Raw genomic sequence first — 23,061 nt, 5'->3', positions numbered from 1 at the left:
TCGGAAAACCCGGACGATCTGGCGTGTCGACGGCGCGCCAGGCGATGACACGCCGACGCGCGTCGTGTCGCTCTCCGTTTCGACGTCGGAGCGGGCAGCGGCGCGATCACCCGATGGGCGGCATGTCGGCCGCGATGCGCAGGACTCTGGCAGCCGCGTCGTGGCCGGCCTGAAGGCGATCGGCGAGTGGCCGATCCTCGAGGGTGGCGGCGAGGAACCCGGCAGCGAAGGCGTCGCCTGCGCCCACTGGCTCGACGACCTCGACCGTCGGCGCGGGGACGAACACCGAGTCGGAATCGCCACTGAAGGCCGTCGCCCCGACATCGCCGTCCTTGACGATGAGAAGAGCGCAGCCGGGCAGGAACGCGCGGATCTCGGATGCCGTCGCCGTGCCCCAGACGCGTTCGGCCTCATCGCGGCCGACGAACGCGATGTCGGCCGCGTTCGCGAGACGTGCAAGGGTGTCTGCGGCATCCTCCAGCGACCACAGCGGCCGCCGGTCGTTCACGTCGAAGGACACCAGCGCGCCCGCCGCGCGGGCGTCGGTGAAGAGCTGGTCGACCATCGCGCGGCAGCTCGGAGAGAGAGCGGGCGTGATGCCGGTGGTGTGCACGATCCGGATGCCTTCGAGCCGGTCTGCTCCGAGGAAGCCGGATGTCATTCGGGATGCCGCGGACCCGCGGCGGTAGTAGTAGACGGAAGAGCCATCTGCGCCCGGGTCCTTGAACATGACACCGGTCGGAGCATCCTCGTCGTTCTCGGTCCACAGCTGGATGCCTCGTCGCGCGAGCTCCGAGGAGACGCGAGCGCCGAGCGCGTCCGCTCCGAGACGGGACGCCCACGCTGCACGATGGCCGGCGGCGACGATGCCGGCGGCCACGTTCGACTCGGCGCCGGCGAGGCCGATGCTCGCTTCGCGGGACTGGGAGAGCGCTGCGTCCGTCGGAGTGACGAGAGCCATGGTCTCTCCGATGCAGACGACCTCGGGCACGGGGAATTCGGGTGAGGTGGATTCGGGTGAGACGGAAGTTTTCATGTGGATGTGATCGTCGTGACGGGTTCGGTGTCGGGGTAGGGGCTGGGATCCCGATCGCGCAGGTCCGGCAGGTAGCGGACGAAGGCGGCGGAGACGATGACGCCGACGACGGCGAACAGGACGGCGGCGAGATAAGCGCCCTGGGCTCCTCCTGTGCCGTCCACGAGGAACCCGGCGATGGCGGAGCCGGCAGCTGCGCCCATGAGCTGCCCGGTGCCCGCCCAGCCGAAGGCCTCGGCGGTCTCGCTGAACTTCACGCTCGCCGTGGTGATCGCGAACAGCACGGCGAGGGCAGGGGCGATGCCGAGTCCGGCGATGAACAGCGCTCCGCCGAGCCAGAAGATGTTGAGCATGACCATGGTGAGCGCCAGTCCGACGGTCAGCAGGATCAGTCTGCGCGCCATCGCCCACGGTCCGATCGGGATGTGACCGAACGACAGCCCGCCGACGAGACTGCCGACCGAGAACACGGCCAGGACGAGACCGGCATCCAGGCTCCCGTGCTCGAACGTGGCGACGACGCCCACCTCGACCGCGGCGCACGCGCCGATGAGGAGGAAGCCGATCACGGTCGCCAGCAGCACCGGCGGCTTCAGCAGAACCTTGCCGAGGCTGCGGCGACTGCGCGGGATGCGGACGCGGCCGAGTTCCGGGGAGGCGATGAACCAGCCGCAGCCGAGGACCAGGATGATCGCCACGAGCAGCAGACCCTCTGTGGTGCCGACCTGGGTGGAGACCAGCGTGATGACGACGGGCGCCAGGATCCAGATGATCTCCTGCAGTGATGCGTCGAGGGAGAACAGCGGGGTCAGCTGAGAGGAGTTGACCAGCTTCGGGTAGATCGTGCGCACGGCCGATTGGATCGGCGGCGTCGAGAGGCCTGCGAGCAGGCCGAACGCCATGTAGCCGGGAACGTTCAGGGGAAGCAGGGCCAGTGCGAGTACGGCGAGAATGCAGACGATCGTGGTGAGGGAGATGACGCGGCGCATTCCCCACACGCCCATCCAGCGGCTCGTCACCGGCCCGGCGACGGCCTGCCCGATCGAGGTCGCGGCGAGCACGAGACCGGCGGCTCCGTACGAACCGGTCTGCTGCTCGACGTGCAGCAGCACCGCCAGTGAAGTCATGCCGCTGGGGAAGCGCGCCGTCAACTGAGCGGCGATCATGCGCCCGACGCCTGGGGTGCGAAGAAGGTCCCGATATCCCGCCACGAGACAACGCTAGTGGGCGTCGATCGTCGTGCGCACGCGCGTCCGTCGCGCGTCTCCCGCGCGACACGCCCGCGACACGCCGAGCAGCAGTTTCCACAGGAATTCGGATGTCCGAGCCCCGGCGTAGCGTCCAATCTGTGGATGGATTTCTGAACGGCTCCTGAGAACCGCGAGATCACGCGCTTCTCGAGGCTCGAAACCGACCTCGGGACTGTGGATGAAATGGTGGACAACCTGTGTTGTATCCAGTGGAGAACGGTGGAAAACTACACGGATGTAACTACTATCCCTTGTGGTCACTCCTAATGTCCGTACCCATATGTAGTATTGAGATCCCGACGGGGGGTCTGTCGGAAACTTGGATCTGAGGGGAATGAATATGTCGATCACGGTCTACACCAAGCCTTCGTGCGTGCAGTGCAATGCGACCTATCGCGCGCTCGATGCGAAGGGCATCGAATACGAGATCCACGACCTCTCTGAGGACGCCGCGGCGCTCGAGCAGGTCAAGGCGCTCGGCTACATGCAGGCGCCCGTCGTCGTCACCGACGAGGGCCACTGGTCGGGCTTCCGTCCCGACAAGATCGACGAGCTCGCAGCCCGTCTGGCCTGAGACGTCACGATGAGCGCCGTCGCGACTGCTGCGCCGCTCCTGGTCTACTTCTCCAGCACCTCGGGCAACACAGCCAGATTCATCGAGAAGCTCGGCCTGCCGGCTCGCCGCATCCCGCTCTATCGCGGGGAGGAGCCGCTGGTCATCGATGAGCCCTTCGTCCTCGTCACCCCTACCTATGGCGGTGGCCAGGGCAGGGGAGAGGAGAAGGGGGCCGTTCCCAAGCAGGTGATCCGGTTCCTCAACGACGAGCGCAACCGGCGTCACATCAGGGGAGTGATCTCCGCAGGAAACACCAACTTCGGCGACGCGTTCTGCGTCGCCGGCGACATCATCAGCCGCAAGTGTCATGTGCCGCACTTGTACCGGCTCGAAGTATTCGGCACGCAAGACGATGTTGATCGCGTGAGCGACGGATTGGAACGATGGTGGACATTGCAGTTGAAGAGCAGGCAGTGACCGAGCAGGTGGCGTTCAAGGTCAACCCCGCGTACGAGGGGCTCGACTATCACGCGCTCAACGCGATGCTCAACCTGTACGACGCGAACGGCAAGATCCAGTTCGACGCCGACAAGCGCGCCGCACGCGAGTACTTCCTGCAGCACGTCAACCAGAACACCGTGTTCTTCCACTCCCTCAAGGAGCGCCTCGACTACCTGGTCGAGAAGGAGTACTACGAGGGCGAGCTCATCGAGAAGTACTCGCTCGAGTTCATCCAGAAGCTCAACGACCTCGCCTACTCGAAGAAGTTCCGCTTCGAGACGTTCCTCGGCGCGTTCAAGTACTACACCAGCTACACGCTGAAGACCTTCGACGGCAAGCGCTACCTCGAGCGCTTCGAAGACCGCGTCGTCATGACCGCTCTCGGCCTCGCCGACGGTGACGAGCAGGTCGCCATCGACCTCGTGGAAGAGATCATCTCGGGCCGCTTCCAGCCGGCGACGCCGACGTTCCTCAACGCCGGCAAGGCGCAGCGCGGTGAGCTCGTCAGCTGCTTCCTGCTGCGCATCGAAGACAACATGGAGTCGATCTCGCGCGGCATCAACTCGTCGCTGCAGCTGTCGAAGCGCGGCGGCGGCGTGGCACTGCTGCTGTCGAACATCCGTGAGTCGGGTGCGCCGATCAAGCAGATCGAGAACCAGTCCAGCGGAATCATCCCCGTCATGAAGCTGCTCGAAGACAGCTTCAGCTACGCGAACCAGCTGGGTGCGCGTCAGGGCGCCGGCGCGGTCTACCTCAACGCACACCACCCCGACATCATGCGCTTCCTCGACACGAAGCGCGAGAACGCCGACGAGAAGATCCGCATCAAGACCCTGTCGCTCGGCGTCGTCGTGCCCGACATCACCTTCGAGCTCGCCAAGAACGGCGAGGACATGTACCTCTTCTCGCCCTACGACGTCGAGAAGGTCTACGGCGTGCCGTTCGGTGACATCTCCGTCACCGAGAAGTACCGCGAGATGGTCGACGACCCGCGGATCAAGAAGACCAAGATCAACGCGCGCGAGTTCTTCCAGACGATCGCCGAGATCCAGTTCGAGTCCGGCTACCCGTACATCATGTTCGAGGACACGGTGAACAAGGCCAACCCGATCAAGGGCCGGATCAACATGTCCAACCTCTGCAGCGAGATCCTGCAGGTGAACACGCCGACCACGTACAACGAGGACCTCTCGTACGACACGATCGGCAAGGACATCTCCTGCAACCTCGGCTCCATGAACATCGCACTCGCGATGGACGGCGGAGACCTCGGTGCCACGGTCGAGACCGCGATCCGCGGCCTGACCGCCGTCAGCAACCAGAGCCACATCTCATCGGTGCGCTCGATCGAGGACGGCAACGACCGATCCCACGCGATCGGCCTCGGCCAGATGAACCTGCACGGCTACCTGGCGCGCGAGCACGTGCACTACGGCTCTGAAGAGGGCATCGACTTCACGAACATCTACTTCTACACGGTTCTGTTCCACGCGCTGCGCGCGTCGAACAAGCTGTCGATCGAGCGCGGCGTCGCCTTCGACGGGTTCGAGGAGTCGACGTACGCGTCCGGAGAGTTCTTCGACAAGTACATCGACCGTGCCTGGGTGCCCGAGACCGAGAAGGTCAAGGGACTCTTCGCCGGTCACCACATCCCCACGCAGGACGACTGGGCCGAGCTGAAGGACAGCATCCAGAAGCACGGCATCTACAACCAGAACCTGCAGGCCGTCCCGCCGACCGGATCGATCTCGTACATCAACAACTCGACGTCGTCGATCCACCCGATCGCATCGAAGGTCGAGATCCGCAAGGAAGGCAAGCTCGGCCGCGTGTACTACCCGGCGCCGTTCATGACGAACGACAACCTGGAGTACTACCAGGACGCGTACGAGATCGGCTACGAGAAGGTCATCGACACGTACGCCGCGGCGACGCAGCACGTCGACCAGGGCCTGTCGCTGACGCTGTTCTTCAAGGACACCGCCACCACGCGCGACATCAACAAGGCGCAGATCTACGCATGGCGCAAGGGAATCAAGACGATCTACTACATCCGTCTGCGCCAGCTCGCCCTTGAGGGCACGTCGATGGATGAGTGCGTCAGCTGCATGCTCTGATGCGCTGAACAGAACTCTTTGAGAACAGGAACGAAATGACCCCGCACTCGCTCAAGCTGGTCGACCACGTGCAGGCGATCAACTGGAATCGCATCGAAGACGAGAAGGACCTCGAGGTCTGGAACCGTCTGGTGAACAACTTCTGGCTGCCCGAGAAGGTGCCGCTGTCGAACGACGTGCAGTCGTGGAACACGCTGACACCCGAAGAGCAGCTGCTCACCATGCGCGTCTTCACCGGCCTGACCCTGCTCGACACGATCCAGGGCACGGTCGGCGCGGTCTCGCTGATCCCGGACGCGATCACCCCGCACGAGGAGGCGGTGTACACGAACATCGCCTTCATGGAGTCGGTGCACGCCAAGAGCTACTCGTCGATCTTCTCGACCCTGGCGTCGACGAGGGAGATCGACGAGGCGTTCCGCTGGTCCACGGAGAACGCGAACCTTCAGAAGAAGGCGCAGATCATCATGGACTACTACCAGGGTGATGACCCGCTCAAGCGCAAGGTCGCCTCGACGCTGCTGGAGTCGTTCCTGTTCTACTCGGGTTTCTACCTGCCGATCTACTGGTCGTCCAAGGCGAAGCTGACGAACACGGCCGACCTCATCCGCCTCATCATCCGCGACGAGGCCGTGCACGGCTACTACATCGGCTACAAGTTCCAGAAGGGTCTAGAGAAGGAGACTCAGGAGCGCCGAGACGAGCTGAAGGACTACACCTTCAATCTCATGTTCGAGCTGTACGAGAACGAGGTGCAGTACACGCAGGACCTCTATGACGGCGTCGGTCTCACCGAGGATGTCAAGAAGTTCCTGCACTACAACGCGAACAAGGCGCTGATGAACCTCGGCTACGAGGCCATGTTCCCCTCTGATGTGACGAACGTGAACCCCGCGATCCTCTCGGCGCTCTCACCGAACGCCGACGAGAACCATGACTTCTTCTCGGGCTCCGGGTCCTCGTACGTCATCGGCAAGGCGGAGGCCACCGAGGACGACGACTGGGACTTCTGAGTCACGAAGACGACATCGGCGGCAGTGTCCACGTCGGCCGGGCGCAGGTCAACCCCCTCATATCGCCTCTGAGCTTCACGTACGTTCGACAGAACGACAAGAGGAGATGTGATGAGCGATCCGCAGAACACGCACGGTACCCCCGGTCCCGACGAGCAGGCAGACACAGCGTCCGGTGGTGCGCCCGACGATACGGATCAGATCCTCGAGGACGAGACCACCGACGACGAGGGCAAGCCGCTGGAGAATCCGTCCGGCGGCTGAGCAGTCGTCCGAACCTCGTCGTCGACGGCGCCGGTGAACGGGGGAGCGGAGCGCCGACTATCCTGGAATGAGCATTCACAACAGGAGGCAGCCGTGATTCTCAGCTTCATCGTTTTCTTGGTCATGTTCATCGGCGGGATCTGGGTGATGGGCATCGCGCACGGTCTGCCCATGGACTTCCAGGCGATCACGTTCTGCGTCGGTCTCGCGCTCGTATGCCTGTCGCTGGCCTGGATGATGCGCGAGGGTCGCAGCGGCGCCACCCGCCGCTCGAACAACTGGGACGGCGGCCCCGCGGCCAACTGATGAAGTCCGTACCGTTCGGCTCAGCCGCCGCGCCCGCGATCATCGCGGGGATGATGCGCATCAACGACAAGGACGATACGCAGATCCGCGATCTCTACCGCACTGCTCGTGATGCCGGGATCGACTTCTTCGATCACGCCGATATCTACGGCGGCAGCATGCACTTCTGCGAGCAGCGCTTCGGAGACGCGCTGCGCCTGAGCGCCGCCGAGCGCGCCGAGATCACGCTGCAGACCAAATGCGGGATCGTACCGGACGCGGGGATGTTCGACTTCTCGTACGAGCACATCGTCAGGCAGGTCGACGGGTCGTTGCGGGCGCTCGGCACCGACTACATCGACGTGCTTCTGCTCCACCGACCCGACGCTCTGGTCGAGCCCGATGAGGTCGCACGCGCGTTCGACGAGCTCGCCGAATCAGGCAAGGTTCGCGCGTTCGGCGTCTCCAACCACACGCCGCGGCAGATCGACCTGCTGCGCACCGCTGTGCAGCAGCCGCTCGTCGCCAACCAGGTCCAGCTGTCGATCACCCACGCGCCGATCATCACCCAGCCCATCGCCATGAACATGCTGGGCGAAGAGCAGAGCGTCGTCCGCGACGGCGGAGGGATCGTGGAGTACTGCCGGATGAACGGCATCACGATCCAGGCCTGGTCGCCGTTCCAGGCCGGATTCTTCAGCGGGGTGTTCCTCGGCAATCCCGACTACCCCGAACTCAACGCCGTCATCGATCGGCTCGCGGCCGAGTACGACGTGACACCGATCGGCATCGCGACCGCCTGGATCACGCGGCACCCGGCGAACATGCAGGTCGTGCTCGGCACCACCACGCCGCAGCGCGTGAGCGATGCGGCCGCCGGCGCCGACATCACCCTCACCCGCCCGGAGTGGTACGAACTCTTCCGGGCGGCCGGGCACTTGCTGCCCTGACCCGCCTGGCCTGGGCGAGCGAGCGGCCGGCGATCAGCGGCGCTTGGCGAGCCGAGCCTCCAGGTTCGCCTTCACCGCCGGCCACTCCGGCTCGATCACGGAGTACTCGACGCTGTCGCGGAGCGCTCCGTTCCGGTAGCGCGAGATCGCCCGCATGACACCGTCCTGTTTGGCGCCGAGTCGTTCGATCGCCGCGCGCGACTGGAAGTTCACCCACTGCGTCGTGAGCCCCACCCGGTAGACGCCGAGTGTCTCGAACGCGTGCTGCATGAGCAGCAGCTTCGATTCCGCGTTCGTGCCGGTGCCGTGCGCTGAGGGACGATTCCACGTGTACCCGATGTGCAGCCGAGGAACGGAGGCGTCGAGGTCGTAGAACGTCGTCATTCCGATCGCGCGACCGGCCGCATCGAACGCCGTGAACGGCACCATCTCGCCCGCATCCCTGAGGCCGAGGCGTCGCTCGATCTCGTCCGCGACGCCGTCGGGCGCCGGTACGGACGTGTACCAGGCCGTCTGCCACAGGTCGCCCTCGCGCACGGCATCCACGAGACCGTCGACATGCGAGCGATCCAGCGGGCGCAACTCGACGAGGGAACCGGTGAGGACGACAGGTGCGGGAGGGGTCAGAAATGCCACCTGCCCATTCAATCAGTCGTCGTCTACTCTGAAGGCATGCCGTTCGTCTCCATCCTCATCATCGCGCTGATGATCGGCGCGCTGATCGATGTCATCACGCGCGACGAGTCCCAGGTGAAGCACCTGCCGAGGATGGTGTGGATCATCCTCGTCGTGGTGCTCCCGCTGGTCGGAAGCATCCTGTGGTTCCTGCTCGGTCGCGAGTACGGCGACGGCGGCGTCTCCCTACCGCGGATGCCGCGCCGTGAGGCCCGTCCGAGCGCCCCGGCAGCGGCCGCTCCGCAGTACACGGCTTCGGCTGATGTCCGAACGACGGAACAGCAGATCGCCGACCTCGATCGCGAGATCGAGGAGTGGCGGCTGCGCGAGGAGATCGCCAAGCGCAAGCTCACGGACGGTGAGACCTCCTGACGATGCCGAAACGGGCCGTGCTTGGCGGCGGATCAGGTTTCCTCGGCACGGCGCTCAGGTCAGCACTCGAAGCCGATGGGTACGAGGTCAGCATCATCGGCCGGTCCGGACCCGACGCACGGTGGGACGACCCGGTGTCCGTTCTGCGCGTCGTCGACGGTGCCGATCTCATCATCGGGCTCGCGGGGAAGATCGTCAACAGTCGCTTCACCTCCGCGAACCGCGACGAGATCCTGCGTTCACGGATCGACACGACCAGGCTGCTCAGCGACGCAATCGCACAGTCCGAGAACCCGCCGGCTCTGTGGATGAACTCCAGCAGCGCCACCGTGTACCGGTATGCGCTCGATCGCCCGCAGACAGAGGCTGACACCGAGTACGACACCGGTTTCTCTCCTGACGTCGCCCTGGCGTGGGAGGAGGAGTTCTTCCGTGCCGAGCTTCCCGGCACGCGTCGAGTGGCACTGCGCATCACGATCGTGCTGGGTGACGGCCCGGCGACGACCATGCTCTTCCGGCTCGCACGATTCGGGCTCGGCGGACCGCAGATCGACGGATGGTGGTTCCCGCATCGACGCTACCGGGGCATCGGCCCGCATCCGACCGAGCCGCGCAGCCCGCTCGGCGTGCGCTCGAAGGGGCGGCAGAAGTTCAGCTGGATCCACATCGACGACCTCGTGGGCGGCATCCGGTTCATCCGCGACACCCCGGCGCTCCGCGGTCCGGTGAATCTGTCAGCCCCGACGCAGACCGACAACCGCACCCTCATGGCGACGCTGCGCCGCATCGTGCGGATGCCCTTCGGCGTGCCGGCATGGCGCTTCATGCTGGAGCCTGCGATGTGGGTGCTGCGCACCGAGCCTGAGCTCGTGCTCAAGAGCCGGTGGGTGGCCCCGCAGGTGCTGATGGATGCCGGTTACCGCTTCCGCTACGACGAGCTGGAGCCGGCGCTGCGCGACCTCCATCGCGGGAGCATCAGCGGTCGCGGAGCCTGACCAGACGCTCGTGCCCCGTCTCCTCGAGCTCGGTGATCTGCTCCCGCGACTTCAGGAAGTCCGAGAACGACCGGTAGCCGAGGCCCTTCTCGCTGAACGAGGGGTCCATGCGGCGCATGTGCGTCTTCACGGCCGAACTGTGCAGCCACTCGTCGGCATCTGCCTTGTCGTGGCCCAGACGCAGCGCCCGCTGGAGGAGTGCTGTCGCTTCGTCCTGGTCGCTGAGCTGCGAGGCCTCCGCATCCGGCTCCGGCTCGGCCGGCTTCTTCTTCGCGCGGCTCCGCGTGGCTGCCCTGGTCTTCGCCGGGGTGTCCTCCTCGGCCTCTGCCGCCGCGACCGGTGCAGGCTTCTTCTGCACTGGACGCGTGACGCCGGGGAGGGAGTCGTAGGATTCGAACTCGTCGCACGCGGCGGCGAGGGACTTCGCTGTCGACCCAGCGACGCCAACGCCGATCACGTAGCGGCCCAGGCGCTTGCAGCGCTGGGCGAGCGGCACGTAATCGCTGTCTCCGGCGACGAGCACGACATGCGTGAGGTCGGACAGGCGGAACATGTCCTCCACGGCATCCACGGCGAGCCGGATGTCGGCGCCGTTCTTGGCGTAGGCGGCCGCGGGGAAGAGCTGTACGAGGTCGACGGCGCGGGCGACCAGCTGCGTGCGGTACTCGGCATTCACCGGGGAGGACCAATCGGCGTAAGCGCGGGTGAGGACGAGCGTGCCGAACGATGCGGCGTAGTCGATGATCGCCCCGACCTCGATCATCGCGTCCTTCAGGCGCTCAGCGACCTCCGGGTCGTTCGGGTTGTCTGAGATGCGCTGCCGGTCTTTGCTGTAGGCGTTGCGCCCGTGGACCCGGTCGTACCAGGAGATGACGATGTTGTCGAAGTCCAGGTAGACGGCGACTCTGGCTTCCTGGGTCTCAGCCATCTGCGCGCTCCTCGCTCGGGTAGCGGACGCCGATCTGCGCCCGGATCTCGTCCAGCGTTCCCATGATCGCGACAGTCTCCGCGATGGGCAAGACATCGCCCTCGAGAACGCCGCTGTTCACCAGGCGCTCGGCGGCCAGAGCCTGATACTGCATCCCCCGCCCGTCGATGCGCGACTCGTAGGTCTCGCGAACGGTTCCGTCCGGCGCGACGACCCGGAACGTCGTCGGCGCGTACCAGACGCGGTCGATCTCGATCCGGGCTTCGGTGCCGATGATGACCGCGGCGTTCGGGCCTGCGGCACGCGAGGACGAGAGGCTCGTGGAGATCGCGCCACCCGCATGGGTCATGATCGTCGCGACCTCGGCATCGGCGCCTGTTTCGGCCAGCCGCGCCGTGGCGGTGATCGTCTCCGGAGCTCCGAGGACGTCCCAGATGAACGAGATCGGGTAGATGCCGAGGTCGAGGAGCGCTCCGCCCCCGAGCTCGAGGCTGTTCAGCCGGTGCGCAGGGTCGGAACTGATCAGCTGCGTGTGGTCGGCGGTGACCGCACGGATCTCGCCGAGGGCACCGGCGTCGACGATCTCACGGATCCTGACCATGTGCGGCAGGTACCGCGTCCACATCGCTTCCATCACGAGCAGGCCGCGTTCTGCCGCGATTCGCTGCAGGTCCTCGGCCTCGGCGCGGTTGACCGTGAACGCCTTCTCGACGAGCACGTGCTTGCCGTGCTCGAGCGCCAGCTTCGCCGCCTCGTAATGCATCGGATGCGGCGTCGAGACGTAGACGATGTCGACATCAGGGTTCGTCGCCAGCGCCTCATACGTCGCGTGGGCGTGCGGTATGCCGAACTCCGCCGCGAACGCGTCGGCCGACGCCTGAGTCCGCGATCCCACGGCGACGAGGTCGAGCTTCGCAGTGCGAAGGTCGGAGGCGAAGGCGTGGGCGATCCCACCTGTTGCGAGGATTCCCCAGCGAAGACCAGTCATCTGTTCAGCGTAGAGCAGTCGTGTCGCGCCCCGGCGAATCAGGGCGCATCACGGCACGAGGGAGATCTTGCCGCGTGCCTGATGCTCTTCGATCAGCCGGTGCGCCTCGGCGGCATCGCTCAGCGGCAGCTCTGCGCCGAGCTCGACCTGGAAGTCGCCCTTCGCGATCAGATCGATTGCGACGCCGATGCCCTCGGCCCGCCAGGCGAGTTCCTGTGCGGTCAGCGGTTCGGGAGAGCCACCGCTGAAAGCGCGGATGCCGAAGCTCGCGGCATCCGCGCCGCGAACGATCGTCGCGATGCGGTTCCGGTCCGCGACGAGCTCGAGCGACGCCTCGATCGCCTCGTCAGTGCCGGCGCAGTCGAGCGCCACCGTGACCTCGCCGTCGACGGCCTCTCGTACGCGATCGACGAGACCGTCGCCGTAGGCCACCGGGGTGGCGCCGAGCTCACGGAGCTGCTCATGCCGTGCCGGACTCGCCGTGGCGACCACGGTCGCTCCGCGCGCGACCGCGAACTGGATCACGGCCTGACCGACGGCGCCGGACCCGGCATGGACGAGGAGTACGTCGCCGTCGCCGACCTCGAGAGAGCGCACGCACTGGTATGCGGTGCCGATCGGGATGCCGAGACCGGCGGCCTCCGCTGCGGTGACGGCATCCGGGAGCGGGTAGAGGCGGTCGGCTCCGATCGTGATGTGGGTGGCGTACGTGCCGACGGCGTCACGGACGGCGACGCGGTCGCCGACGGCGAAACCGGTGACCCCCTCGCCGACCGAGTCGATGACGCCTGCGCCGTCGAAGCCGACGCGGCGCGGCTCGGTGATCGGGGGCATGGGACGCTTGCCGCTTCGCCGCTTCGCATCGAGCGGGTTGACGCCGGCGACCTCGATGCGGACGACGACTTCGCCGGGGCCCGCGACAGGATCGGGGATCTCCACGAGCTGGAGGACGTCAGGGGAGCCGAGTTCTGTGTAGACGATCGCGCGAGCCATGCCGCCAGGCTACCCGCCGCGCAGGGCCTTCGCGATTCGCTGGGCGGACACCGGCTGGGCGGTGCCGAGACGCTGCGCGAACACGCTGACCCGGAACTCCTCGAGCAGCCAGCGCACCTCCACGAGCTCCGGCGGGGCGTCCGCCGGGAGGGGTATCGCGCCCCCGGCCTCCGTGAACGCCTGGGCGACGCGCTCGTACTCCGTCATCCGGGCCCGGTCCTTGCCCGGCTCGCTCGCCAGAGTCTTCAGACGGTCGAGCATTCCGTCCAGATACCGCGGGAGATGGGCGAGTCGTTCAGCGCCTGAGGCGGAGATGAAGCCCGGATGCAGAAGGCCGCTGAGCTGCGACCGGACATCGTTCAGCGGCCCGAGCAGAGCGAGTGAGTTCTGCGACTTGATCCCGCGTTCGACTTCGCGCGACTTCGTGAGGATGCGGGCGACCAGTGACACGGTCTGGAAGAGGTCGTCGACGAGCGTCGCGTTCACGGCGTCCCGCGCGCGGGTGAACTCGGCTTCTGTTCGGATGGCGCGCTCCGAGCCGCGCGCTCTGCGGATGGCATCGCGCACCACAGCGGTCCGTGCGTCCTCGATCAGTGCAGCGACGGTTTGGTACGGCGACGCCGCGAGCGCCAGTTTCTCCTGCGAGGTGAGGTGATCCTGCACGTACGAGGCGGGGGACGGCACATTCAGGAGCACGAGTCGCAGGACGCCGGCGCTGGTCGCCTTCTCGGCAGCATCCGCCGTCGCCTCGACACGCACCGAGACCGTCCTGCCCTGATCGACGATCGCCGGATAGCCGCGCACGACGCCGCCGGCGACTCGGGTATCGAGCACCTCCGGCAGATCGCCGAAGGTCCACGAGGTCAGACCGTCCTGCTCGATGGTCGCAGACGGAGATGCCGCCACCATGCGAGGGGAAGGAGCGTGCCGACGCGGCTCCTGGTGCGAGATCGTCCGCGCCACACTCGCCCTGGCGCGGTCGGACAGCGACCGTTGCAGTTCGCCGAGATCGCGTGCGGATCCGGCGACGCGCCCGCGCTCGTCGACAGCGCGGAAGTTCATGCGCAGGTGCCCAGGGACTCGGTCGTCCTCGAAGTCCGCAGCCGAGACCGGCTGATTCGCGAGCGGCTGGATGAGACGGGCGAGCGCTTCCTTGAGCGACCGCTCCGGTCGGCCCTCATGCGACTCGGGACCCTGCTCGGCCAGTTCGGCGCCGAACTTGTCCGCCCAGTCCGCGGCTGGGACGACGTGGCGGCGGATGGCCTTCGGGAGCGCACGCAGCAGCGCCGTGACGAGCTCGGCGCGAAGACCAGGCACCTGCCAGTCGAACCCGCGGTCCTCGATCTGCGCCAGCAGTGCGAGCGGCACGACAACACTGACGCCGTCATCCGGCGCACCCGGCTCGAACCGGTAGGCGAGCCCCAGAACCTGGTCGCCCTGTGTCCAGCGGGTCGGGAACTCGTCCTTGCCTGCGCGATCCTCGTCCTCGATGAGGTCGCTCTCGCGCATGACGAGCAGCTTCGGAGTCTGCTGAAGGGCCTCGCGCCACCAAGCCTCGAACGATCGGACGTCGAACACCTCGGCCGGGACGCGCTCGTCGTAGAAGCGGAACACCGCCTCGTCGCCCGCGAGGATGTCACGTCGGCGCTCGCGCTCCTCGAGCTTCTCGAGTCGTCGGCGCAGCTCGAGGTTGCTGCGCCAGAACGCGCTGACGCGCTTGTCGATCCGGCCCGGATCCCATTCGCCCTCGACGAGCGCATGCCGCACGAACAGCTCCCTGGACGCCGCGCGATCGATGCGGGCGAACTGGATGCGCCGGCGGGGCACGATCTCCACCCCGAACAGCGTCACCTTCTCGTAGGCGACGGCGGCGCCGGCATCCTTCGACCAGTGCGGCTCCGCGACCTGACGCTTGGCCAGGTCGCCGGCGAGCGACTCCGCCCACGCCGGGTCGATCGCGGCGACGGTGCGGGCGAACGTGCGCGAGGTCTCGACGATCTCGGCGGCCATCACCGCGCGCGGGCTCTGCTTGCGGAGCCCCGACCCCGGGAAGATGGAGAATCGGATGCCGCGAGCACCGCGATATTCGGCGATGCGGCGCTTGGGATCCTTCTGGCTCTTCGCCTGGCCCTTCGGCGGTGTCTTCGCGTTCCGCTCGTCGAGGATGCCGATCTGAGAGAGCAGGCCGGCGAGGAGCGACCGGTGGATGGCGTCGCCGCGCTCGCTCAACGCCCCGCGGGAGGAGACCTTCACCAAGGAGCGGAGCTGTCTGTGCACGTCGAACCACTCGCGCACGCGCACGTAGTTCAGATGCTCCGAGCGGCACAGCCGGCGGAAGGCACTCGAACCGAGCTCGCGCTGCTGCTCGCGCAGGTGGTTCCACAGGTTCAGGACGCCCAAGAAGTCGCTCGTCGGGTCGGTGAAACGGGCGTGCATCCGATCCGCGGCATCCCGCACCGCCTGCGGAGCGTCCTGCGACGGTCGCTCGCGAACATCCTGGATCGTCATCCCCGCGACGATCGCGAGCACCTCGTCGACGACGCCGTTGCGCTGCGATTCGAGCAGCATCCGTGCGAACCGCGGGTCGATCGGCATGCGGGAGACGTCGCGACCGATCTTCGTGAGGCGCGGGGTGTCGCGGGTGGTGTCGACGGCTCCGAGCTCGGTGAGCAGGTCGAAGGCCGCCTTGATGCCGCGGGAGTCGGGAGGGGTGAGGAACGGGAATGCGGTGATGTCGCCGAACCCGAGCGACAGCATCTGCAGCACGACCGAGGCGAGCGACGTGCGCAGGATCTCGGGCTCGGTGAACTCGGGCCGTTTCTCGAAGTCCTCTTCGGAGTACAGCCGGATCGCGATGCCGTCGCTGGTTCGGCCCGCGCGGCCAGAGCGCTGGTTCGCGGATGCCTGGGAGACCGCCTCGATCGGCAGCCGTTGCACCTTCGAGCGGTTGCTGTAGCGCGAGATGCGCGCGGTTCCGGTGTCGATGACGTACTTGATGCCGGGGACGGTGAGGCTCGTCTCGGCGACGTTCGTGGCGAGGACGACGCGGCGACGCACGCCGGCGACGCGGCTCGGCTCGAACACGCGGTGCTGTTCGGCGGCCGAGAGCCTGCCGTAAAGCGGGAGGACCTCGACGGGAGCCGTCGCCGATGTGTACGCCGCGCGGACAGCGTCAGCGGCATCCCGGATCTCGGCTTCACCCGGGAGGAAGACGAGCACGTCGCCAGGAGCCTCCCGATCGAGTTCGCGCAGGGCGGTGACGATCGCGGAGACCTCGTCCGCCTCTGCCTCCTCCTCATCGGCGATCCCGCGGTAGCGGATCTCGACGGGATACGTGCGGCCGGAGACCTCGATGACGGGCGCCGGGGTCTCGTCCGCGCCGGCGAAGTGCTTCGCGAAGCTCTCCGGGTCGATCGTCGCGGAGGTGATGATGACCTTGAGATCCGGGCGCTCGGGGAGGATGCGGGTCAGGTAGCCGAGGAGGAAGTCGACGTTGAGTGAACGCTCGTGCGCCTCATCGATGATGATCGTGTCGTAGCGTCGCAGCAGACGGTCGCGGTGGATCTCGTTCAGCAGGATGCCGTCGGTCATCAGCGCGATCTTCGTCTCGGCCGACACCTGATCGGTGAAACGCACCTTGTAGCCCACGACGCCGCCGAGCTCGACCTGCAGCTCTTCGGCGACGCGCTCGGCGATCGTCCGCGCTGCCAGGCGCCGAGGCTGCGTGTGCGCGATGCTCGTCCGCCCGAGCTCGAGGCAGATCTTCGGCAGCTGCGTGGTCTTCCCCGAGCCGGTGGCGCCGGCGACGACGACCACCTGGTTGTCGCGGATGGCATCGGCGATCTCCTGCCGCGCGGCGCTGACGGGCAGCTCGGGGGGATAGACGATCACGGGGGAAGACATAGCCCTCCATCGTATGACGCCCGAGCCTGTCATCACAGGTCGTAGGCTGGTCTGCATGACGATTCCCCTGATCACTCTCAATGACGGTCACACGATCCCGCAGCTCGGCTACGGCGTCTTCAAGGTCGATCCGGCCGACACGGAGCGCACGGTGAGTGAGGCCCTCGAGGTCGGCTACCGCCACATCGACACGGCAGCGATCTACGGCAACGAAGAGGGCGTTGGTGCTGCGATCGCGAAGAGCGGCATCGCGCGCGACGACCTCTTCATCACGACCAAGCTCTGGAACGACCGCCACGACGGCGACGAGCCGAACGCCGCGATCGCGGAGAGCCTCGAGAAGCTCGGCCTCGAGCACGTCGACCTGTACCTCGTGCACTGGCCGACACCCGCCAAGGACAACTACGTCCACGCGTTCGCCAAGCTCATCGAACTGCGTGAGCAGGGACTGACCCGCAGCATCGGCGTCTCGAACTTCCTCGTGGAGCACCTCGAGCGCGTCGTCGCCGAGACCGGCGTCACCCCGGCCGTGGACCAGATCGAGCTCCACCCGGCGTACCAGCAGCGCGAGGTCACCGAGTGGGCCGCCGGTCACGGCGTCCGCATCGAGGCGTGGGGTCCGCTCGGCCAGGGCAAGTACGACCTGTTCGGCACGCCCGCCGTCGCCGATGCCGCAGCATCACATGACAAGACCCCTGCGCAGGTCGTGCTGGGCTGGCACCTGCAGAAGGGGAACATCGTGTTCCCGAAGTCGGTGCGGATCGAGCGTCTGCGCGAGAACCTTGACGTGTTCGACTTCACGCTGTCCGACAGCGAGATCGCGGCGATCGACGCGCTCGACCCGCTGGACGGCTCCGGCCGCGTCGGAACGCACCCGAACGAATTCAACTGAGACGTCGCATTTCGTTCGATGACGCCCTGTGTCGCTTCGCGTGCCACAGGGCGTCATCGTGAGTAGCGTCATCGGCATGACAGCTCCCTATCGCGTCGTCGCCGTCTCCGGTTCGCTCCACGAGCCCAGCAAGACGACCGCCCTGCTCCGTGCGATCGCGGATGCCGTCGCCGCGCGCGCCGACGCGGAAGTGCAGCTGATCGAGCTCACCGTGATCGGCCCGTCGCTCGCCGGGGCCCTGCGGCGCGAGCAGCTGCCCGCGCACATCGAGGAGCAGCTCGTCGCGATCGAGCAGGCCGACCTGCTGATCGTCGGCAGCCCCGTCTACCGCGCCTCGTTCACCGGACTGTTCAAGCACCTGTTCGACTTCGTCGAGCAGTACGCCCTGGTCGGAAAGCCCGTACTGCTCGCGGCCACCGGCGGGGGAGAGCGTCATGCGCTGATGATCGAGCATCAGCTGCGTCCGCTGTTCGCGTTCTTCCAGGCGCTGACGCTGCCGCTCGGCGTCTATGCCAGCAACACCGACTTCGACGGGTACCGCGTTGCGTCGGACGTGCTCGAGGCGCGCATCGCGCTCGCAGCCGACCGCGCGCTGCCGCTGGTCGGATACGCGGCGACGCGCACGGTGGAGGCGCTCGTCTGACCCGCCGCCCCACGTCGGGTGGGGCGTAGCGTGTGAGGCATGACCAACCGCCTCGCCGAGACGCTCAGCCCGTATCTGCGCGCGCATGCCGAGAATCCCGTCGAATGGTGGGCGTGGGGGCCCGACGCCTTCGCCGAGGCGGAGCGACGCGGAGTGCCCCTGCTCATCTCGATCGGATACTCCACATGCCACTGGTGCCACGTCATGGCGCGGGAGTCGTTCTCCTCCGACGCCATCGCCCAGGTGATCAACGCGAACTTCGTGGCCGTCAAGGTCGATCGTGAGGAGCATCCGGAAGTCGACGGCGCCTACATGGCAGCGGCGTCGGCGTTCACGCAGAATCTCGGTTGGCCGCTGACGGTCTTCGCGACACCGCAGGGACGCACCTTCTACGCCGGAACATACTGGCCCCCGGAGGCGCAGGGGCAGATGCCGGCGTTCCGCGACGTGCTCGCCGCGGTGCAGGAGGCATGGATGCTGCGCCGCGAGCAGGCCGTCGAGTCGGCGGATGCTGTCGCCGCGGCTCTCGCGGAGGCGGCTGTCGTGTCGCCGTCCGATGTGCCGTCGTCGTCTGCTGTCGTCGCGGCGGCCGAGGCGATCGCCGCGCGCGAGGACCGGATGTTCGGCGGATTCGGCGGTGCGCCGAAATTCCCTGTCGCGACGACGCTGAGCCTTCTGCAGCAGCCCCTCGTGCGCCGCGCGTCGCCGGATGCCGCAGCCGCTGCCGACCGGGCGCTGGCAGCCATGGCCGCCTCCGATCTGCACGATGAGGACGGCGGCTTCTTCCGCTACGCGACCCAGCGCGATTGGACTGTGCCGCACTACGAGCGGATGCTGACCGACAATGCGCAGCTGCTGGAGGTCGCGCTGCGCGCCGGCGATGAGCAGACGGCGCGCGGCGTCGCGGCCTTCCTCCTGTCCGTGCTCCGCCGCGAGGGCGGCGGATTCGGCGCGGCGCAGGACTCGGAGTCGGTCATCGACGGCGAGCGCTGTGAGGGCGGGTACTACCTGCGTCCCATCGTCGAGCGCGCAGCGCTGCAGCCGCCCGCGGTTGATGGCAAGGTCATCACCGGTTGGAACGGCCTGGCGATCGCCGCGCTCTCGCGGGCGGGATCGGCGCTGGGGGAGTCGGCGTGGGTGGACGCGGCCGAGGATGCGGCGCGATTCGTGCTGCGGGTGAACCGCGCGGCTGACGGCCGGATCGTGCGTTCATCCCTCGATGGCGAGGCCGCGACGGCTGTGGCGACGTCAGCGGATCTGGCTCTGCTCGCCGATGGACTGTTCGCCCTGGCTGTCGCGACAGGCAGCGCTGGGTGGGCGGTGCAGGCCAGGGAGATCCTCGATGATGCGCTCAATCTCGGTGCCGTGACGGATCCGGTGCTCGCGGCACAGGGTGTGCCCGCAGCCGCGGATCAGACCGACGGCGATCTGCCGTCAGGAGTCGCGGCCGCGGCTGCGGCGTCGCTCACCGCCTGGCGTCTGGGTGCGGGGTCTCAGTACCGCGCGGCCGCCGAGGAGCAGGTGCGGGCGCACGCGGCATCCGCTCTGCAGCATCCGTTCGGACACGGGTCTCTCCTCGCCGTCGCGGCCGGTCTCGCACAGACGCCGCGTCAGGTCGTCGCGGTCACGGATTCCCGCGACGGCGCACTGGCGACGGCATCCCGACGGCTCGACGCCGACGTCATCGCCGTCGTCACTCCGGCGCAGGCGGGGGACTTCGAGGACGCAGGGTTCGACCTGTTCGCGGGCAAGTCCGCCGCAGCCGACCTGGTTTACGACTGCCGCGATTTCGTCTGCCGCCTGCCGGTGTCGGATGGCGGCGAACTGGTCCGAGAGCGTTGAGAGGAGATCACTCGTGGACAAGCGCGGCCCGTTCTTCCACGGCACGAAAGCGGAGCTCCAGGTCGGCGACCTGCTGACGGCCGGCTTCCGGTCGAACTACCGACCCGAGGTCGTCATGAACCACATCTACTTCACGGCGGTCGCCGACGGTGCGGGTCTCGCTGCCGAGCTCGCACCAGGGGAGGGCGCGCCGCGGGTGTATGTCGTGGAGCCGACCGGGGAATTCGAGGACGACCCGAACGTGACCGACAAGAAGTTCCCCGGCAACCCGACGCGGTCGTACCGCAGCAGCGATCCGCTCCGCGTCGTCGGCGAGACCGATGACTGGGCCAGGCAGACACCGGAGGCGCTCGCCGCCTGGCACGAGCGTCTCACGGCCCTGCGGGCGGACGAGCGCGGCACGATCATCAACTGAGCGCGGCGCCCGCGCCGCCGGGGCTACACCCAGGTCGGCATCCAGTTGTGGATGAGCCAGAAGTCGTACGGCACGTTCATGCCCGTCCACACCGGGTAGAAGAACGCCGAGACGAGCACGACGACGATCAGGAACACCAGCACGGTGCGCTCGCCCGCCTGTCGCCGATAGAGGGGATCGTCGCGTCGACCGGCGATGTCGCCCAGCGCGAGCACCAGCGCCAGCACGAGGAACGGCACCATCACGACCGTGTAGAACTGGAAGATCGTCCGCTCGGGGTACAGCAGCCATGGCACATACGTGATGCCTAGGCCGACCAGCGGCAATCCGTACGTCCACGGCATCGGCGTGCGGTCGATGAGTCCGCGCACGAACCGGTAGAGCAGATAGATCGCGGCGGCGACCCCGGCGTACCAGATGAGCGGATTCGGGACCGTTGAGATCACCGACATGCAGTGATCGGAGCCGCAGGACTTGTCGTCGCCCACCCACACCGCGGTCGGCCGGATCAGGAACGGCCACTGCCATGCCGGGCTGGCGTAGGGGTGACCCGAGTCGAGGCCGACATGGAACGCGTAGATCGCCTCGTGGTACTTCCACAGCGCCACGAGCGGATCAGCGTCCGATTGCCGGTCGTAGCCGCCGGCGGTGAGGAGCCACCCGGTCCAGGAGGCGAGGTAGGTGAGCGCTGCCGCCGGCACCAGCAACAGGAACGACGCGGCACCCTGTCTGGCGACGGCATCCATCGGCCAGAACGCGACCCCGGCGCGGCGCCGGGCGAGCGCATCGGTGACGACGAGGTAGATGCCGAATCCGGCCACGGCGTACAGACCGGACCACTTGACGGCGGTGGCGGCGCCGAGGGCGACTCCCGCCGCGAGGACCCATGGGCGGCGCCAGATGACTCGACCCCACAGCTTGCCGCCGTCGGCATATTCCACAAGCGGAATGGAGCGCCGCCGATCGAGCAGCACGAACCAGAATCCGAGCAGGAGGAAGAACGTCAGGATGCCGTCGAGCAGGCCGATCCGACTCATGACGATGCTCAGCCCATCGATGGCGAGCAGCAGTCCGGCCACGGAGGCGGCCACGATCGATCGTGTCAGCTCCTTCGCGACGAAGTACACGAGCAGGACCGTCGCCGTCCCGACGAGCGCGACCATCAGGCGCCACGCCGCGCTGTTGCCCGCTCCGAAGAGCCCCATGCCGAGCGCGATGATCCACTTGCCGAGCGGCGGATGCACGACGAAGCTGCCCGTCTCGCCCAGGGCGCTCGTGTCACCGGTCAGGAACGCCTCGTTCGCGCCGTCGCCCCAGCTGCCCTCGTAGCCGAGCACCCACAGCGACCAGGCGTCCTTGACGTAGTACGTCTCGTCGAACGCGAGCGTGTGGGGGTGAGCGAGGTTCGCGAGCCGCAGCACAGCCGCGAGCGCGGTGATCACGAGCGGGGCGAGCCAACGGACGACACGGCTCCAGTCCGGATCGAGGAGCATCCGATCGCGCAGGCGGCCCCACACCGTCAGACGCTCGGCCGGAGGCGGGAGCAGGGGCACGGGCGCGGACACGGCATAAGCCTAAGGCGTGCGTGTTTTGCCGCACCTAAGCTGAACGGGTGATCATCCTCGCGGCGACTCCGATCGGCAATCTCGGCGATGCGTCCCGTCGTCTCATCGAGGTGCTCGAGAACGCGACCGTCGTCGCAGCGGAGGACACCCGCACCACGCAGCGACTGCTCAGGGCGCTGAACATCGAGAACCGTCCTCGGCTGATCGCCCTGCACGACCACAACGAGAAGCACAAAGCCGCAGAGCTCGCGGCGCTCGCCGCTGACGAGGACGTCGTCGTCGTCAGCGACGCCGGGATGCCCGCGGTCAGCGACCCCGGATACGGGTTGGTCGCCGAAGCCGTCGCACAGGGCGTGACTGTCACCGCGATCCCCGGACCGAGCGCGGTGATCATGGCGCTCGCGATCTCAGGGATGCCCACCGATCGCTTCACATTCGAAGGCTTCCTGCCGCGTAAACCGGGGGAGCGGCGGCAGACACTGCGTGCCGTCGCCGCGGAGCCGCGCACCATGATCTTCTTCGAATCGCCGTCCCGACTCGCGTCCTCCCTCGCCGACATGGGGGCGGCCTTCGGCGACGACCGCCGCATCGCCGTCTGCCGCGAACTCACCAAGATGTTCGAGGAGGTCCGGCGGGGCACCGCACCTGAGCTCATCGAGTGGGCAGAGGCCGGCCTCAAGGGCGAGATCGTCATCGTCGTCGAGGGGGCGGCGCCCGTCGCGGCATCCGTCGAGGATGCGGGTGCACAGGTGCAGGCCCTCGTCGCCAGCGGCATGCGCCTGAAGGACGCCTGCGCCGAGGTCGCCGCGGCGACGGGCCTCAGCTCACGCGACCTGTACCAGCAGACCCTCGCCTCCCGCACCCGATGAGCGCGGACT

The 23,061-nt window shown here is 67.3% G+C and carries 22 protein-coding genes; 14 read left to right on the top strand and 8 right to left on the bottom strand.

Annotated elements, in window-relative coordinates; translation table 11 throughout:
• Window positions 1-106: 106 nt before the first annotated feature.
• Together LQZ87_RS10925 and LQZ87_RS10920 are read right to left on the bottom strand one after the other, a co-directional pair.
• The gene (locus LQZ87_RS10925; RefSeq protein WP_290368264.1) at window positions 107-1,036 is read right to left on the bottom strand and encodes a sugar kinase; all 930 of its coding nucleotides are present in this window, start codon (window positions 1,034-1,036) and stop codon (window positions 107-109) included.
• Window positions 1,033-2,247: an MFS transporter gene (locus tag LQZ87_RS10920; RefSeq protein WP_230103504.1), complete on the bottom strand. Its 1,215-nt coding sequence runs from the start codon at window positions 2,245-2,247 to the stop codon at window positions 1,033-1,035. The genes LQZ87_RS10925 and LQZ87_RS10920 overlap by 4 nt, the downstream gene beginning before the upstream one ends.
• 379 nt (window positions 2,248-2,626) lie before the next feature.
• Here LQZ87_RS10920 and nrdH point away from each other — a divergent pair, with 379 nt between their 5' ends.
• From nrdH to LQZ87_RS10885, 7 genes are all read left to right on the top strand, one after another.
• Complete coding sequence (nrdH, locus tag LQZ87_RS10915) at window positions 2,627-2,860, top strand: glutaredoxin-like protein NrdH (protein ID WP_120228032.1); 234 nt, start codon at window positions 2,627-2,629, stop codon at window positions 2,858-2,860.
• Between the two features lie 9 nt (window positions 2,861-2,869).
• On the top strand, window positions 2,870-3,319 hold the full coding sequence (gene nrdI / locus LQZ87_RS10910; protein WP_230103503.1) for a class Ib ribonucleoside-diphosphate reductase assembly flavoprotein NrdI: 450 nt from the start codon (window positions 2,870-2,872) through the stop codon (window positions 3,317-3,319).
• Window positions 3,286-5,460, top strand: coding sequence for a class 1b ribonucleoside-diphosphate reductase subunit alpha (nrdE, locus tag LQZ87_RS10905; protein ID WP_290368263.1), 2,175 nt, complete (start codon window positions 3,286-3,288; stop codon window positions 5,458-5,460). The genes nrdI and nrdE overlap by 34 nt, the downstream gene beginning before the upstream one ends.
• Before the next feature lie 35 nt (window positions 5,461-5,495).
• Complete coding sequence (nrdF, locus tag LQZ87_RS10900) at window positions 5,496-6,473, top strand: class 1b ribonucleoside-diphosphate reductase subunit beta (protein WP_230103502.1); 978 nt, start codon at window positions 5,496-5,498, stop codon at window positions 6,471-6,473.
• Between the two features lie 111 nt (window positions 6,474-6,584).
• Window positions 6,585-6,737: a hypothetical protein gene (locus LQZ87_RS10895; RefSeq protein WP_230103501.1), complete on the top strand. Its 153-nt coding sequence runs from the start codon at window positions 6,585-6,587 to the stop codon at window positions 6,735-6,737.
• 93 nt (window positions 6,738-6,830) lie between these two features.
• Entirely contained in the window at window positions 6,831-7,043 is a 213-nt protein-coding gene (locus LQZ87_RS10890) for a hypothetical protein (RefSeq protein WP_230103500.1), read from the top strand.
• A complete protein-coding gene (locus LQZ87_RS10885) occupies window positions 7,043-7,972 on the top strand; it encodes an aldo/keto reductase (protein ID WP_230103499.1) in 930 nt (309 codons plus the stop codon). Before LQZ87_RS10890 ends, LQZ87_RS10885 begins: the two co-directional genes overlap by 1 nt.
• A 33-nt stretch (window positions 7,973-8,005) precedes the next feature.
• Here the strand turns inward: LQZ87_RS10885 and LQZ87_RS10880 are convergent, their stop codons facing one another.
• Complete coding sequence (locus tag LQZ87_RS10880) at window positions 8,006-8,608, bottom strand: GNAT family protein (RefSeq protein WP_230103498.1); 603 nt, start codon at window positions 8,606-8,608, stop codon at window positions 8,006-8,008.
• A 36-nt stretch (window positions 8,609-8,644) separates the two neighbouring features.
• Between LQZ87_RS10880 and LQZ87_RS10875 the strand changes: the two genes are divergently transcribed.
• Together LQZ87_RS10875 and LQZ87_RS10870 are read left to right on the top strand one after the other, a co-directional pair.
• On the top strand, window positions 8,645-9,019 hold the full coding sequence (locus LQZ87_RS10875; protein WP_230103497.1) for a PLD nuclease N-terminal domain-containing protein: 375 nt from the start codon (window positions 8,645-8,647) through the stop codon (window positions 9,017-9,019).
• Window positions 9,020-9,021: 2 nt separating this feature from the next.
• Window positions 9,022-10,014: a DUF1731 domain-containing protein gene (locus tag LQZ87_RS10870; RefSeq protein WP_230103496.1), complete on the top strand. Its 993-nt coding sequence runs from the start codon at window positions 9,022-9,024 to the stop codon at window positions 10,012-10,014.
• On the opposite strand, the gene LQZ87_RS10865 is transcribed toward LQZ87_RS10870, so the two are convergent.
• Genes LQZ87_RS10865 through hrpA form a run of 4 tightly spaced genes read right to left on the bottom strand, consistent with a single transcriptional unit; the run spans window position 9,995 to window position 16,826 of the window.
• Window positions 9,995-10,942: an NYN domain-containing protein gene (locus LQZ87_RS10865; protein ID WP_230103495.1), complete on the bottom strand. Its 948-nt coding sequence runs from the start codon at window positions 10,940-10,942 to the stop codon at window positions 9,995-9,997. The genes LQZ87_RS10870 and LQZ87_RS10865 overlap by 20 nt on opposite strands.
• Window positions 10,935-11,930, bottom strand: a complete 996-nt coding sequence (locus LQZ87_RS10860; RefSeq protein WP_230103494.1) for a Gfo/Idh/MocA family oxidoreductase — start codon at window positions 11,928-11,930, stop codon at window positions 10,935-10,937. The genes LQZ87_RS10865 and LQZ87_RS10860 overlap by 8 nt, the downstream gene beginning before the upstream one ends.
• A gap of 48 nt (window positions 11,931-11,978) precedes the next feature.
• A complete protein-coding gene (locus LQZ87_RS10855; protein ID WP_230103493.1) occupies window positions 11,979-12,923 on the bottom strand; it encodes an NADP-dependent oxidoreductase in 945 nt (314 codons plus the stop codon).
• Window positions 12,924-12,932: 9 nt separating this feature from the next.
• Window positions 12,933-16,826, bottom strand: coding sequence for an ATP-dependent RNA helicase HrpA (gene hrpA, locus LQZ87_RS10850; protein WP_230103492.1), 3,894 nt, complete (start codon window positions 16,824-16,826; stop codon window positions 12,933-12,935).
• Window positions 16,827-16,881: 55 nt separating this feature from the next.
• Between hrpA and LQZ87_RS10845 the strand changes: the two genes are divergently transcribed.
• The 4 genes from LQZ87_RS10845 to arr all read left to right on the top strand — a co-directional run bounded on the left by LQZ87_RS10845 (window position 16,882) and on the right by arr (window position 20,618).
• Complete coding sequence (locus LQZ87_RS10845; protein WP_230103491.1) at window positions 16,882-17,718, top strand: aldo/keto reductase; 837 nt, start codon at window positions 16,882-16,884, stop codon at window positions 17,716-17,718.
• 76 nt (window positions 17,719-17,794) lie between these two features.
• Window positions 17,795-18,361, top strand: a complete 567-nt coding sequence (gene msuE, locus LQZ87_RS10840; protein WP_230103490.1) for an FMN reductase — start codon at window positions 17,795-17,797, stop codon at window positions 18,359-18,361.
• A gap of 39 nt (window positions 18,362-18,400) precedes the next feature.
• Window positions 18,401-20,203 carry a DUF255 domain-containing protein gene (locus LQZ87_RS10835; RefSeq protein WP_230103489.1) on the top strand — a complete coding sequence of 601 codons (1,803 nt, stop codon included), beginning with the start codon at window positions 18,401-18,403 and terminating at the stop codon, window positions 20,201-20,203.
• A 13-nt stretch (window positions 20,204-20,216) separates the two neighbouring features.
• Window positions 20,217-20,618: an NAD(+)--rifampin ADP-ribosyltransferase gene (arr, locus tag LQZ87_RS10830; RefSeq protein WP_230103488.1), complete on the top strand. Its 402-nt coding sequence runs from the start codon at window positions 20,217-20,219 to the stop codon at window positions 20,616-20,618.
• A 23-nt stretch (window positions 20,619-20,641) separates the two neighbouring features.
• Here the strand turns inward: arr and LQZ87_RS10825 are convergent, their stop codons facing one another.
• Complete coding sequence (locus tag LQZ87_RS10825) at window positions 20,642-22,183, bottom strand: phospholipid carrier-dependent glycosyltransferase (RefSeq protein WP_230103487.1); 1,542 nt, start codon at window positions 22,181-22,183, stop codon at window positions 20,642-20,644.
• Window positions 22,184-22,230: 47 nt separating this feature from the next.
• On the opposite strand from LQZ87_RS10825, the gene rsmI reads away from it, so the two are divergent.
• Window positions 22,231-23,052, top strand: a complete 822-nt coding sequence (rsmI, locus tag LQZ87_RS10820) for a 16S rRNA (cytidine(1402)-2'-O)-methyltransferase (protein WP_230103486.1) — start codon at window positions 22,231-22,233, stop codon at window positions 23,050-23,052.
• Window positions 23,053-23,061: the final 9 nt, after the last annotated feature.

The sequence above is a fragment of the Microbacterium sp. Bi121 genome (assembly GCF_918698005.1).
Taxonomy (GTDB): domain Bacteria; phylum Actinomycetota; class Actinomycetes; order Actinomycetales; family Microbacteriaceae; genus Microbacterium.
The sequence above is the reverse complement of the archived record's forward strand: the minus strand, read 5'-3'. Positions and strand labels throughout refer to the sequence as shown.

Coding starts and splice junctions, on each gene's coding strand:
- LQZ87_RS10925 (WP_290368264.1), bottom strand. CDS start 1,036: ATGAAAACTTCCGTCTCACCCGAATCCACCTCACCCGAATTCCCCGTG.
- nrdH (WP_120228032.1), top strand. CDS start 2,627: ATGTCGATCACGGTCTACACCAAGCCTTCGTGCGTGCAGTGCAATGCG.
- nrdI (WP_230103503.1), top strand. CDS start 2,870: ATGAGCGCCGTCGCGACTGCTGCGCCGCTCCTGGTCTACTTCTCCAGC.
- nrdE (WP_290368263.1), top strand. CDS start 3,286: ATGGTGGACATTGCAGTTGAAGAGCAGGCAGTGACCGAGCAGGTGGCG.
- nrdF (WP_230103502.1), top strand. CDS start 5,496: ATGACCCCGCACTCGCTCAAGCTGGTCGACCACGTGCAGGCGATCAAC.
- LQZ87_RS10895 (WP_230103501.1), top strand. CDS start 6,585: ATGAGCGATCCGCAGAACACGCACGGTACCCCCGGTCCCGACGAGCAG.
- LQZ87_RS10885 (WP_230103499.1), top strand. CDS start 7,043: ATGAAGTCCGTACCGTTCGGCTCAGCCGCCGCGCCCGCGATCATCGCG.
- LQZ87_RS10875 (WP_230103497.1), top strand. CDS start 8,645: ATGCCGTTCGTCTCCATCCTCATCATCGCGCTGATGATCGGCGCGCTG.
- LQZ87_RS10870 (WP_230103496.1), top strand. CDS start 9,022: ATGCCGAAACGGGCCGTGCTTGGCGGCGGATCAGGTTTCCTCGGCACG.
- LQZ87_RS10865 (WP_230103495.1), bottom strand. CDS start 10,942: ATGGCTGAGACCCAGGAAGCCAGAGTCGCCGTCTACCTGGACTTCGAC.
- LQZ87_RS10860 (WP_230103494.1), bottom strand. CDS start 11,930: ATGACTGGTCTTCGCTGGGGAATCCTCGCAACAGGTGGGATCGCCCAC.
- LQZ87_RS10855 (WP_230103493.1), bottom strand. CDS start 12,923: ATGGCTCGCGCGATCGTCTACACAGAACTCGGCTCCCCTGACGTCCTC.
- hrpA (WP_230103492.1), bottom strand. CDS start 16,826: ATGTCTTCCCCCGTGATCGTCTATCCCCCCGAGCTGCCCGTCAGCGCC.
- LQZ87_RS10845 (WP_230103491.1), top strand. CDS start 16,882: ATGACGATTCCCCTGATCACTCTCAATGACGGTCACACGATCCCGCAG.
- msuE (WP_230103490.1), top strand. CDS start 17,795: ATGACAGCTCCCTATCGCGTCGTCGCCGTCTCCGGTTCGCTCCACGAG.
- LQZ87_RS10835 (WP_230103489.1), top strand. CDS start 18,401: ATGACCAACCGCCTCGCCGAGACGCTCAGCCCGTATCTGCGCGCGCAT.